General features: G+C 67.8%; 12 protein-coding genes and 1 pseudogene. 11 read left to right on the top strand and 2 right to left on the bottom strand.

Annotation, left to right across the window (positions count from 1 at the left end; all coding sequences use genetic code 11):
• Window positions 1–170 precede the first annotated feature (170 nt).
• Window positions 171–449 (bottom strand): hypothetical protein, encoded by a 279-nt coding sequence (locus ABTY61_RS28760; protein WP_350508050.1) that lies wholly within the window; start codon window positions 447–449, stop codon window positions 171–173.
• On the opposite strand from ABTY61_RS28760, the pseudogene ABTY61_RS28765 reads away from it, so the two are divergent.
• From ABTY61_RS28765 to ABTY61_RS28815, 11 genes and pseudogenes are all read left to right on the top strand, one after another.
• Window positions 391–1,680, top strand: a pseudogene (locus tag ABTY61_RS28765) (tyrosine-type recombinase/integrase). The gene ABTY61_RS28760 and the pseudogene ABTY61_RS28765 sit on opposite strands and share 59 nt — an antisense overlap.
• A 64-nt stretch (window positions 1,681–1,744) precedes the next feature.
• Entirely contained in the window at window positions 1,745–2,896 is a 1,152-nt protein-coding gene (locus tag ABTY61_RS28770) for a tyrosine-type recombinase/integrase (RefSeq protein ID WP_350508010.1), read from the top strand.
• Window positions 2,790–3,965 carry a tyrosine-type recombinase/integrase gene (locus tag ABTY61_RS28775; RefSeq protein ID WP_350508011.1) on the top strand — a complete coding sequence of 392 codons (1,176 nt, stop codon included), beginning with the start codon at window positions 2,790–2,792 and terminating at the stop codon, window positions 3,963–3,965. Before ABTY61_RS28770 ends, ABTY61_RS28775 begins: the two co-directional genes overlap by 107 nt.
• A gap of 325 nt (window positions 3,966–4,290) precedes the next feature.
• A complete protein-coding gene (locus tag ABTY61_RS28780) occupies window positions 4,291–6,213 on the top strand; it encodes a tyrosine-type recombinase/integrase (RefSeq protein ID WP_350508012.1) in 1,923 nt (640 codons plus the stop codon).
• Window positions 6,203–6,613: a DUF6262 family protein gene (locus tag ABTY61_RS28785; RefSeq protein ID WP_350508013.1), complete on the top strand. Its 411-nt coding sequence runs from the start codon at window positions 6,203–6,205 to the stop codon at window positions 6,611–6,613. Before ABTY61_RS28780 ends, ABTY61_RS28785 begins: the two co-directional genes overlap by 11 nt.
• A gap of 125 nt (window positions 6,614–6,738) precedes the next feature.
• Complete coding sequence (locus tag ABTY61_RS28790) at window positions 6,739–7,788, top strand: hypothetical protein (RefSeq protein WP_350508014.1); 1,050 nt, start codon at window positions 6,739–6,741, stop codon at window positions 7,786–7,788.
• Window positions 7,785–8,111 (top strand): hypothetical protein, encoded by a 327-nt coding sequence (locus ABTY61_RS28795; protein ID WP_350508015.1) that lies wholly within the window; start codon window positions 7,785–7,787, stop codon window positions 8,109–8,111. The genes ABTY61_RS28790 and ABTY61_RS28795 overlap by 4 nt, the downstream gene beginning before the upstream one ends.
• Window positions 8,111–8,452 (top strand): helix-turn-helix domain-containing protein, encoded by a 342-nt coding sequence (locus ABTY61_RS28800; RefSeq protein ID WP_350508016.1) that lies wholly within the window; start codon window positions 8,111–8,113, stop codon window positions 8,450–8,452. The genes ABTY61_RS28795 and ABTY61_RS28800 overlap by 1 nt, the downstream gene beginning before the upstream one ends.
• Window positions 8,449–10,890: a site-specific integrase gene (locus ABTY61_RS28805; protein ID WP_350508017.1), complete on the top strand. Its 2,442-nt coding sequence runs from the start codon at window positions 8,449–8,451 to the stop codon at window positions 10,888–10,890. Before ABTY61_RS28800 ends, ABTY61_RS28805 begins: the two co-directional genes overlap by 4 nt.
• A complete protein-coding gene (locus tag ABTY61_RS28810) occupies window positions 10,877–11,362 on the top strand; it encodes a hypothetical protein (protein ID WP_350508018.1) in 486 nt (161 codons plus the stop codon). Before ABTY61_RS28805 ends, ABTY61_RS28810 begins: the two co-directional genes overlap by 14 nt.
• A 73-nt stretch (window positions 11,363–11,435) precedes the next feature.
• The gene (locus ABTY61_RS28815) at window positions 11,436–12,005 is read left to right on the top strand and encodes an SMI1/KNR4 family protein (protein WP_350508019.1); all 570 of its coding nucleotides are present in this window, start codon (window positions 11,436–11,438) and stop codon (window positions 12,003–12,005) included.
• A gap of 312 nt (window positions 12,006–12,317) precedes the next feature.
• On the opposite strand, the gene ABTY61_RS28820 is transcribed toward ABTY61_RS28815, so the two are convergent.
• Window positions 12,318–12,707: a hypothetical protein gene (locus ABTY61_RS28820; RefSeq protein WP_350508020.1), complete on the bottom strand. Its 390-nt coding sequence runs from the start codon at window positions 12,705–12,707 to the stop codon at window positions 12,318–12,320.
• Between the last annotated feature and the right edge of the window lie 17 nt (window positions 12,708–12,724).

A 12,724-nucleotide genomic window follows, 5' to 3' on the forward strand; every position in this document is an offset into this window, starting at 1 on the left:
GCCTCTACGACTCCCGGCCAGTCTGCCTCCCCGGCATCCCAGGCGTCGACAAGACCACCGCCCCGGCCGGGCCCTGGTCCCGAGCTGACCCTATCCGCGCCCCGTGCACGACGTGTCGAGGGCCGGGAATCCCACCCGATCCAGTGACCGTGGAGCAGAGTATCCCCAGGTCAACCCTGGTGCGTCCCGCCCAACTCCACAGCCTCGACGCGGGTGCGAAGGTCGGCGATCTGCCCGACAGCCTCGGCCAGTGCCTGTTCCAGCGCCTCCACGCGGGCCACCATGCCGCCGGCGGGCGCGTGTCCCACGTTCGGGCTGCCGGGGTCTTCGTCGGTGTCGGCGTCGGGGTGGGCGTCGGGGTGGGCGACGAAGACTCGAACAGGCAGCCTGATGACCACCACCCCCGACACCAACCCCGCCCCCGCCGGTTCGCGCAGGGTCCGCGCCAACGGCGACGGCACCGTCTACCAGCGCAAGGACGGCCGCTGGGAAGCCGCCGGCTACGTCCTAGCCGTCGACGACACCCGCAAGCGCGTCCGCGTCTACGGCACCACCCGCAAAGAGGCCCTGGCCAAGCTCACCGAGAAGATCGCCGCCAGCAACCGCGGAGTCCCAGCCCCGTCCGCACAGGGCAGCGTCGCAGCGCGTTCCTCACCTACTGCTCGAGACAATCGGCGTCCACCGCCTCCGCGAGAACACCCACACCCGCTGCACCGCCTGCACCCGCCTTTACCTGCTCCCCGGCCTCGGCAAGAAGAAGCTCGCCAAGCTCACCGACAAGGACGTCCGCACCTGGCTCGACCACCTCCGCACCACCTGCCAATGCTGCGCACGCGGCCTCGATACCGCCCGCGACCAGCCACTATGCTGCGCGGCCGGCATCTGCTGCGGCAACCGCCTGTCCGCTCTGACCCTCGCCTACATCCACTCCGTGCTCAAGTCCGCCCTGGAACACGCCGTCCGCGAAGAAAAGATCCCCCCGCAACGTCGCCCGCAACGTCCGCATGGGCACACCCCGCCCCCGCCGCTTCGAGCCCCTGACCGTCGACGAGGCCCGCGACCTCCTCACCGCTGTGAACGGCCACCGGCTCCAGGCCCTCTCCTAGCTCGCCTTGCGCACCGGCCTGCGCAAGGGCGAACTCCTCGGCCTGCGCTGGGAAGACCTCGACCTGACCGGCGGCACCGCCAGCCTCCGGCGCACCCTCCAGCACCAACAGCAACGGCCTGACCGCCCTGCCAACGAAGACGCAAAGCTCGGAGCGACGCATCGCCCTGCCCGGCGAATGCCTACACTCGCTGCGGGACCACCGCGACCAGCAGGCCCGGGAGCGCGACACGGCAGGCAAGAGGTGGTCGGACAGTGGCTACGTCTTTACCCGGCCCGACGGCTACCCGATCAAGGGAGCCACCCTTAGCCGGCACTTCAACGCTCTGCTCCGCCGGGCCAGGCTCCGCCGCATCCGGTTTCACGACCTCCGCCACTCGGCGGCGACCCTCCTCCTGGAACAGGGCGTCGAACTCGTCGTCATCAAGGAACTCCTCGGACACGCCCACATCGGCGTTACCGCAACGGTGTATGCCAACCCTCGGGAATTGCATCAGATGGGCGGGAAACCGCAGGTCGCGAGGTCAGTGCGGCGTCCGACGGGGGCTCCATCCTCCTACAACTTGGTGGCCTGATCAGGGAGTTTGGCGATCAGATCCCATCTGATGCAGGATTTGCCCTCTGGAAGGGAGGGCGGGAGTGGGTCAACAGCGACGTGCCGACCTGGCCGGGGCGGCTCATCTGGAACTGGTTTCCGGGGTGGTCCAGCTGCGTCCGCAGGACGCGATGGTCGAGGCGATGCTGCGGGGGTGGCGGGCCCAGCAGGCCGCCCGCGGGCTGCGCGAGGACACGGTCACCGCCCGGGAACGGCTTGTGCGCCGGTTTCTGGAGCACACCAACGAGTACCCGTGGGCCTGGTCGCCGGGGCATGTGGACGAGTGGTCACTGTGGCTGACCAGCGAGAAGCACCTGGCGCCGTCCACGATCCGCAGCTACCAGGGCAGTCTGCGGCTGTTCAGCGAGTTCCTGATCGACGGTCGTTACGGCTGGGCGGTGGCCTGCGATGACGCCTTCGGCACCCATCCGGTGGCGATCTGCCATGAGTGGAACACCATCGCCCACCTCAACGACTACGAGGGCAGGCCGGAGGCGAGGCCGTTCACCCGGGAGGAGATCCAGCGGTTCCTGGACTACGCCGACGACCAGGTCGACCGCGCGGTGCGTGCGAAGCGCAAGGGAGCCCTCGCCGCCTACCGGGACGCCACCCTCTTCAAGGTCATCTACGGGTGGGGCCTGCGCCGCACCGAGGCGGCCAAGCTTGATCTGGTGGACTTCGGCCGCAATGCCTCGGCTCCGCAGTTCGGCCGGTACGGCACGCTCAACGTCCGCTACGGCAAAGCGAAGAAGGGCCAGCCAGCCCGGCGCCGGAACGTGCTGTCGGTGATGGACTGGGCGGTGGAGGCGGTCGCCGACTGCGTCGAGAACGTCCGGCCGCGGTTCGGCTGCGAGGACCACCCCGCGCTGTGGGTGACCGAGCGGGGCGGCCGGATCAAGCCGGCGGAGATCAACGCCCGGTTCGTCGCCTACCGCGACGCGCTGAAGCTCCCGAAGGAGCTGGTCGTCCACTCCGCCCGCCACGCCTACGTCACCCACCTCACCGAGGACGGCGTCGACCGCCGCTTCATCCAGCTTCTCTTGAGCCGCTGGAAGCGTGTCCACGACGTACAGCACGAGCCCGAGGTGGGTGGAGATCTGTGTGGTGACGGTGGTTATCTACCGCCGTCCATCACGCAGTTTCCCCGGAGGTCTGATGCTGGTGCAGAGGGTGTTGATGCCCGACTCGTTGCTTGAGTCGTGGACGGTCCTCGGCGACGGAGGCGGCACGGTCGAGCCGATCGAGCGATACCTCGCCTACCTGACCGACATCGAGCGGTCGCCGAACACAGTGAAGGCGTATGCCCACGATCTGAAGGACTGGTTCGTGTTCCTCGGCCGGCGGGGGCTGGACTGGCGCGAGGTTCGGCTGGAGGACCTGGGCGAGTTCGTTGCCTGGCTTCGTCTGCCGCCTGCAGGCCGTGACGGCCGGGTCGCGTTGCTGCCGTCGGCGGAGCATCACTGCGGGGTGACCACGGTCAACCGGAAGCTGTCGGCGGTCAGCGGTCTCTATGTCTTCCACGCTCGTCACGGCGTGGACTTGGGCGATCTGGTCACCGAGCTGCAGCCGGTCCGCTCCCGGCGCAAGGGCTGGAAACCCTTCCTCTACCACTTGGCCGGTGGCCAGCCTGAGAGACGCCGCACGATCAAGCTGAAGTCGCCCCGCTCCCACCCGACGATCCTGACCGCCGTCCAGGTCCAGGCGATCCTGGACGCGTGCACCCGGCTGCGGGACCGGTTCTTGTTCGCACTGCTGTGGGAGACCGGGATCCGGATCGGGGAGGCTCTCGGGCTTCGCCACGAGGACCTGGCGGCGGCGGAGGGTGAGCTGGCGGTCATACCCCGGGTCAACGACAACCGGGCCCGGGCCAAGTCCGCTTCGCCCCGCACGGTGCCGGTCGGCCCAGAGATCGTCCGGCTCTACGCGGACTACCTGCACGCCGAGTACGGCGACCTGGACAGCGACTACATGTTTGTCAACCTGTGGGGCGGCGCCTACGGGCACCCGTTGACCTACGCGGCCGTCTACGACCTGGTGCTGCGGATCCGGCGCGACACCGGCGTCGACTTCGACCCGCACTGGTTCCGGCATACCCGGGCCACCCTGCTTCTGCGCCGAGGTGTGCCCATCGAGGTGGTCAGCACCTTGTTGGGGCACTCGTCGATCGCCACCACGCTCGACACGTACGGCCACCTGTCGGTCGAGGACGCCCGTCGCGCCCTGGAGGCCGCCGGCTTCCTGACCGGGCGGGAGGTCAGCTGGTGAACGAGGCGACTCCCGCTGTTCCGCTTCCCGGTCTGGGGCTGCTGGGCAAGCTCATGGCCGCTGTCAGGCCCGAGTTCCGGGTCGACGTGTTCATCCCCGCGCAGGGAGAGCTGATCTTCGGCCTGGGATCGTGCCTGATTCCCGGGTGTCCGCGTCAGCCCCGCACCCGCCAGCTCTGCCGGAGCCACTACTACCGCTGGCAGCGGCGCGGAGGCCCGGACATGGAGGCGTTCATCGCTGATCCCGGCCCCGGCCCGGTCGGCAGGACCGAACTGACGGCATGCGGTGTCGCCAGCTGCCGCTACGGTGCTGCCCGCCAGGGGCTGTGCGTGCGCCATCACGGCTTTGGGAACGAGCGGGCAAGCCCGACAAGAAGAACTGGATCACCACGCTGCCCGCCGTTGCCGACAGCGGGCACCAGGTCTGCCGCCTGTCGTTCTGCACCTTGTGGTCCCAGAGGAAGTCGCCGTTCTGCCACAACCACAAGTCCCGCTGGTATGCCGTCGGCAGCCCCGACATCGAAGAGTTCGCACGCCGCTGCGAGGCAGCCGGCGACGACCGATTCAACTTCCGTTCGCTGGAGGCCAAGCGGCAGCTGAAGCTGGAGCTGCAGTACGCGCTGCAGTGCCGCCACGACGAGCGGCAGGTCAACACCCACAGCTCAGCCGTCTCGCCCGTGATCCGGCTGGCCGCCTCCGGTGAGGCCAACTCGTTGTTGGAGTGGCCGATGGAGCGGTGGAGCGAGTTCTTCGCCTCGGTGCGCGGGGCCAGTCACGACCAGAACGGGCAGCTGGCGTTCCTGCGCTACGCGCACGAGCACCTGGAGGATCTCGTCTGCGGCAGCGGCTGGGAGACGGAGTTTCCCCGCGATGTCTGGGTGCTGCGTCGCCTGGGCATGGAGGGGACCGGGGCTCGGCTGCGGTTCGACCGCATCGTCCAGCCGTGGTTGCGTGAGCCGGCCAAGCGGTTCGTGCGCTGGCGACTCAGCATCGGCCGCAGCGTCAACCAGGCCGTCGTCGACATCCTCGCCCTCAACCGCTTCTCCAGTTTCCTGTCCGACCCGCATGTCGCCGTCGGCGGCCTGGCGGCGGTGGACCGGAAGGTCCTCGAGCGCAATCTGGCCGATCTCTCCACCGATCCGCGCTCGACCCACTCGCGCAGCCGCGACATCAGCTCATTGAACGCGTTCTTCCAGGCCGTGCGCCGCCACGGCTGGGACGAGACCCTCCCGGCGAGCGCGACCTACTACCCCGATGACTTCCCCCGCCCCGACAAGCGGTTGCCCCGCGCGCTGGCCGAGCAGGTCATGGCCCAGGTCGAGCAGCCCGCCAACCTCGACCGCTGGCACAACCCCGAGGGCCGCCTGCTGACGCTGGTCCTGGTTCGGTGCGGACTCCGGGTCGGCGACGCCTGCAATGTGGCCTTCGACTGCATCGTGCGGGACGCGGACGGCGCCGCCTACCTGCGCTACCTCAACCGGAAGATGAAACGCGAGGCCCTGGTCCCCATCGATGAGGAGGTCGAGGGCGAGATCGCCGCCCAGCAGCGCCGGGTGCTGGAACTCTGGCCCGACGGCAGCCGCTGGCTGTTCCCGGCCCCGCGGATGAACCCCGACGGCACCCGGCCGCTGACCACGCACTCCTACCGGGGCCAGCTCGCCGTCTGGCTGGAGCGCTGCGAGGTGCGCGACGAGCACGGTCGGCCTGTTCACCTGACGCCCCATCAATGGCGTCATACTTTTGGAACCAGGCTGATCAACCGCGATGTCCCGCAGGAAGTCGTACGCGTCCTGCTCGATCACTCCTCCGGCGAGATGACCGCGCACTACGCCCGGCTGCACGACACTACGGTCCGCAGGCACTGGGAGCGGGCCCGCAAGGTCAACGTCATGGGCGAGAGCGTCACCGTCGACCCGGCCGGCCCTTTGGCCGAGGCCACCTGGGCCAAGCAGCGGCTCGGGCGCGCGACCCAGGCCCTGCCCAATGGCTACTGCGGGTTGCCGGTGCAGAAGACCTGCCCGCACGCCAACGCCTGTCTGACCTGCCCGATGTTCCTCACCACGACCGAGTTCCTGCCGCAACACCGCGAACAGCGCCAGCAGTTGCTGCAGATCGTCTCCGCCGCCGAGGCCCGCGGCCAGGTACGGGTGGTGGAGATGAACCAGCAGGTCCTGGGCAACCTGGAGAAGATCATCACCACGCTGGAATCCGAGCCCGACGAGCCGGAGGCCATCGCTGATGCGAGCTGACAACAGCCAGCACATCGTCGAGGCCGCCCGCCGCCGCAGCGAGTACACCCGCTCCAAGGCCATCCAGGCTCTGCGCTCCCTCGACGCTGCCGGAGAGCCGGTCACCTTCGATGCTCTCGCCAAGCAGGCGGGCGTCTCGCGGTCCTGGCTCTACGGCCAGCCGGACCTGCGGGCTGAAGTAGAGCGCCTGCGGGCTGCATACCGCCGAGCACCCGCGTCCCCGATTCCAGCACACCAGCGGACCTCGGATGCCTCCCTGCTGCGGCGACTTGAAGCCGCGAACACCCGCGTCCGGCAACTCACGCAGGAGAACCGCCGCCTGCGCGATCAACTGGCCAGTGCACTGGGCGAACAACGAGCCGACAGAATCACAAGCAGCCAAACGAGGGGACAACGATGAGTGCCGCCAACGAGCAGGACCGACTACTGCGGGGACCCAGGGCCGCTCTCGAACGAGCCCGGCAGGACCGGTCGACGTGGGCGGACCTCGCCTACCACGGTGTTCGGGACACCGACGAAGGTGCCGTGACCGACCGCAACAGAGCTGCCCGCTTCGCGGTGCTGTGGGCGCTGCAATACGACCGCCGCCCCCAGGACCTGCCGCTCCTGCGGTTCCTTCTCCAGCAGCAGACCATCTACTACCGCGAGGCCGTCCCCTCCGGTTTGGCTCCCGACCTGACCCTGGCGGGGTTCCTGGTCGCCGAGCATCGGCAGGCCGAGGACCTGTGGCTGCACTGGGACGCCAAGAACATCAGCTTCGACACGGCCCTGGGCTACCACCTCTACCACCTCCTCACCGCAGGCATCGCCGCCAGCGCCGAGGCAGTGCGGGCCAGCTCTCACCCTGACCGTGACCGGATCCTGGGCGACATCACGTCGTCCCGCCATACCGACGCTGCTGTCGAAGAATGGCTGGACCAGCAACGCGCCCGCTTCCCCGCCGAGCCGGCTGCCGAAGGACTCAAGGAGTGGGCCCACCACGCCGCCCGCCTTGGCGAGCGCGAGGCATCGCGCCTGTTCATGACCGAGTGGGCGGCCGGCGAGCCGCGAACGGACTCCACGCTCAACACGCTGCAATTCCACCTCGCCCACCTCGGCTATCTCGCCGAAGCCGTGGACGTGCAGAAGGAAGCCGTCGCGCTCAACGATGCGTGGTCAGGGGCAAAGTTCAGCAAACTGCTCACCCTCGCTCGGCTGCAACGACGAACCGACGACTTCCCAGGCGCATGGCAGACGCTTCAGGAGGTCCAGCGCGTCCTGCCACCCGAAAAGCACGGCTTTGAGCAGGGCAAATGGCGGCACTTCGTCAAGGAGTGCTTCCTTCTCGTCCCGATCGCACCTGACGCCTCCACCGCGCAGCGTCTCCTCGCCGCGAGTGAGCAGGAACTGCAGGGGATTCCCCGACTCTGGATGGACAGCGTCCTCGACGCCGCCATCGCGGCTGCCGAACATCTCGGCGATCCGCAGGCACTCCACCGCTACAGCGAACTGCAGCAGGCTGCGGCCGACGAGCGAGCTCAGGAAGTCGACCAGGCAACAAGGCGCCCCTCAGCGTCAGGACCCTCAACCCCGTGAACGCCAACACCCGACGCGCACCGACGAGCCAGCCTGACAAAAACCGCGGCGATGAGTCTCGACCCGGTATCGATCAGTCAGCTGTCCTACACGCTGCAGACAGGTCCGAGTCCGCTTCGACAACAACGTCGTCAACGCGAACGCCAAGGTCACAGGGACAGGGCTCGCCCGAACTCAAGATAATTCAGGAGCAGGTCGGTCACGAGAACGACAGCTCCACCGCCATCTACACCCACGTCAGCGACGACTTCATGAACACCATGCTCCACAAGGCGCTCGCGCCCGTGCTCGCCCCGACCACCTCCGCAGACAAGGACCGCTGATGGCCGCCAAGCTCGACTACCACTGGCACCTGCGCAAGGTCATGGCCGACCGGGGGCTGTTCTCCACCACCGACCTCATCCCGCTGCTGGACAAACGCGGCATCACCCTGTCCTCCAGTCAGGTCTACCGGCTCGTCGTCGAACGCCCCGAACGGCTCAGCCTGAAGATCCTCATGGCCCTGCTCGACATCCTCGACTGCACCATGGAGGACCTCATCGAACCCGTGGCCGCGACCGGCGCCGGAGCAACCAGCCGGACGAAGAAGGCAGTTGGCGCCGAGGCCGGTGTCGGTGATCTTCGACCCAAGCGCGCCCGCATCCGTGGTGTCGAGCGACCGTGACCACACCGAGGCACCCTGACCGGGCCATCTCCGACCCGATCGGAACGATCGCGAACCTGGTCGCGGCCATCGAACCTCAGCTGGCAATCGAGCAGATCCGCACCATGGTCACCAGCCTCGAGGGCGGCCGGGCGAAGGCCCGCCGCCTCGCCTCACACCTGGCCGAGCATCCCGGCGTGCTGACCGACAGCCGGTCACCGGCGCCCAGGGCCATCGGTGACCTGCTCATCGCGCTCCGCGAGGCAGGCGCCTCGCACATCTCGCCCCCGTGTTGCGCTGACTGCGGCAAGCCGATGCGAACCTTCCAGCGCCGCGGGCAGGACTGGTACTGCTGGAGCCACAGACCGCAGCCCCAACCCTGCGCCGCCTGCGGAAACACCCGCCGCATCACGACGCGGGACCGCGCCGGGCGACCGCGCTGCAAGATGTGTCCGGACCTCGACGACCGGGATCCGATCACCGTCATCCACGCCTTGGTCACCGCGCTGGACCCGGCCGCCGATCGCGAGGCGATCGCCAATGCGGTCCACCGGTCGACAGCACGCCCCTCCTACCAGCAGAAACTCGCCTGGGCGCTGGAAACCGACCCCGGCCTGCTCACCGGAGACGGGCACCTCTCACCCCTTCGCGCCATGCTGCGACTGATCGACCTCCTGCACACCGCGGGCATCGCCGGAGTCGTCCCACCCGCCTGCCCCCGCTGCCACAGAGTCGTCCGCATCGACAAACCACTCGACGGCCAGCGGGTCTGCCGTACCTGCATCGCCCACAGCCGCCTTGAGGACTGCTCGCGCTGCGGAGCCCACCGGGAACCCGCCACCCGCGATGGCCAGGGCCGACCGTTGTGTCCGAACTGCCTGATCACCGACCCCGCGAACCTCGAACCCTGCATCAACTGCGGCCGCCGACGCCTGGTGGATACCCGGACGCCAGACGGCCCGATCTGCCCGAGCTGCCCCGCTCTTCGCACCGCGACCTGCTCCATCTGCGGCGAGAACAGGCCCTGCGGCACTTCCCGCATCACCGGTCGCCCTTGGTGTCCCACCTGTCAACGCCGCACCGCCTCCTGCTCGGCCTGCGGCCGCATCGCGGCGGTCATCTCCGGCACCCTCGCCGAACCCCTCTGCGTCGACTGCACCGCCCCCGAGGTCTGGCACACCTGCCCCACCTGCACCGATCCCGACCATCCGCACCCAGGCCAGTGCGCCCGCTGCCTGCTCAACCAGCGCCTAAATAAGCTGCTGGGGGCTCCAGCCGAGACCCTCTACCCCGGGCTCCAAGCCCTCCGGCTCAACATCGCCACCGCCGAATACCCCGTCACCGCCAACCGCTGGCTGAACAAGCCATCCATCGCCCCGGTGCTCGCCGATCTCGCCGCCGGCCGACGGCCACTCACCCACCAGGCCCTCGACGAACTGCCCGACAGCCAGCCCCTCGCGCATCTGCGTCAAGTACTCGTCAGCGTCGGTGCCCTGCCCGAACGCGACGAGCACATGGCCCGCATCGAACGCTTCCTAGCCGGTCTCCTCGCATCCCAGCAAGACCCTGACCAGCGCAGCCTCCTCCACCGCTATGCGACCTGGCACATCGTCAGGCGCCTGCGCGGCAAGAACAACGGCCGACCCGCCACTCCGCAGCAGTTCAACTCCATTCGCCAGCACACCCACGCGGCCGTCGCCTTCCTGGGCTGGCTCGCCACCCATAACCTCACCTTGGCCACCTGCGGACAGGGCGACCTCGACCACTGGCTCACCGACGACTCGGCCACCTACCGCTGGACCGCCGGCCACTTCATCCGCTGGGCCCGCACCAACAAGCTGACCACCATCCACGCCCCCGCCCACCGCTGGAGCGGCCCGACCCAACCACTGGACGAACAGCACCGATGGGACACCGCACGCCGACTCCTGCACGACGGCACCCTCAAATCCGAGGACCGGCTGGCCGGCCTGCTTCTCCTCCTCTATGCCCAAAGACCGGCAGCGATCAGCCGACTGACCACCGCAGCCGTCGAAGTCGACGCTCAAGGAGTGCGCGTCCACCTCGGCCAGGCCCCCATCCAGCTGCCCGAGCCAGTAGCTGCACTCGCACGCGCCGTCGCAGCAAACCGCAAGGGCCACGCGACCATCGGGGCACTGACGCCATCGCTCTGGCTCTTCCCCGGCGGCCAACCCGGACGCCCGATCAGCACCACCCAGCTGACCCAGCGGCTCAACAACCTCGGGATCCGCCCCAATCAGGCCCGCAGCACCGCGCTCTTCCAACTCGCCACCGAGATCCCCGCCGCGATCCTCGCCCGCACCCTGGGCATCCACACCGATGTCGCCGTCGCCTGGCAACGACTCTCCGCAGGTGACTGGACCAACTACGCCGCCCAGGTCAGCCACCGCATCAACCAACCACACCAGCACGGAGACGATCACCATGCCCCTCGATGACCAGCACATCTGGGCTCTGCTGAGGGACCTCGACGCGTCCGACATTGCGGAGTTCCCACCGATCTACGACCACGCCCGGACCCGAGCCCGCTTCGACGAGCTCGCAGCCAGGCTGGACCAGCGGTTCGGCTGCACCTGCGCGGTCGATCGAGGCGTCCAGGACGCGAACCACCACGGGACGATCGTCATCCCCACCGCCGCGACGGCAAGCGGCGAGCACATCACCATCACGGTCAGCAACTACGGCAACCTGGTCGCCGTGACGCTCGGGGGCCCCGGCCACTACGGCGAGGAAGAAGAGAACGTCCTCTTCGAAGCTGCCGACCGTCGCCGCATCAACGACGAAGTCGAAGCACTCGGCTACATCGCCATCTCCGAACACCTGCTCTGGACCGACTACGACGGCGTCAGCAACCTCGGCACATGCTTCGAACCACGGACCTGGTGGAACCGCTTCTTCGACTACGAGTGAGCCAGGCCCTCACTCGAGATCACGCCAACCTCGGCGATCTACGTGCAACTCCACCCGAACGAGAGGTGCGACCATGCTCCACCATCTGTCCGCCGTCGTCACGATGCTCGGACCAGGGGGTCGACGCTTCGCCGGCCCCGACAGCTGGACACACCTGGAAGCGGAAATCGGCACTGAACTCCCCGATGATTACAAAGAGTTCATTGATGAGTACGCGCCGATCAAGGTCAACGGCCACCTCTACTTCAACCACCCGGCGACCACGCGGTGGAACCTTCTCGAGGAGATCCGGCAGACCGAGCAGGCCTTCCGCGACGCCGAGTGGGACGGCCTCCCACACCCCGACACCGGAGCGGACGGTGTCCTGATCCCTGCTCTGTCGACAGACTTCGGCTTCCACGTCTTCCTCCACCGCAGCCCCCGAACGCCCGAGTGGAGTGTCGTCGTGCACGACCGGGACGAAGGCGGGTACTGGGAACACGCTATGGGCTTCGCCGAGTGGCTACACCGACACCTCATTGGCGAAGAGGTCATCCACCCCAACGGGACGTACTTCTATCCCGGACCGGTCAAGCTCGAACACCTGCCCATGAGCCCCGAAGACCAGCCGGAGTCCTGGCACGGACCCGAACGCGGGATGTGACCTCGGCCGAGGCATTCGGAGAGTTCCAATACCCGACTTCACCATTACACGTCCGACTCCGCCTCCAGCGCCAAGCCATCGACACCCTCAGCAACGCCCTCCGCCACTCCGGAGACGCCGCCGCCGAGACCGACGACAGCGACGATCCACCGTTTTGTGTGGCGCCCGTCCGCTGACGTTGCCGTCAACCGTTGCCGTCAAGACACACAGAAGCCCCGCCAGAACCCGTTCTGGCGGGGCTTCTGCACAGGCAAGGCTAATATCTTGACCAAACTGTCTAACGGCTTCCGAACTGCCGCGCGAGTCGCTGCATCAACATACCGTCAGCGAGAGATTGCCCGCCCACGATTCGGCAACGATCGCGAATCCTGAGAATTTAATCTCCACACCGACAAGCCAACCAATCTCATTGAACCGCTCTTGCACCAAATGAACCTCTACGCCATCTTCCGGAATTTCCCGTTCGATCGCAGCCTGGACTCGCTCTTCTGTCGGCCAGAGGTATTCCGGAATTTCCGAATCGCTTCTACGCTCAACGCGCATCGACCAGTCGGTCCACACGGTAATTACGAGCGACGAGCCATCCATGAAGACAACTTGAAGCGCCTCCACTTCACCGTCGGCGTCAGCGATCTCGAAGACATGCCTAACGCGCAGGCCCTTGATCTTCAGGGCCTCGGCATCTTCACGAAAGGGTTCCACCCAGTCACTCCTCACGT

The organism is Kitasatospora sp. NPDC096128 (assembly GCF_040303105.1).
Lineage (GTDB): Bacteria > Actinomycetota > Actinomycetes > Streptomycetales > Streptomycetaceae > Kitasatospora.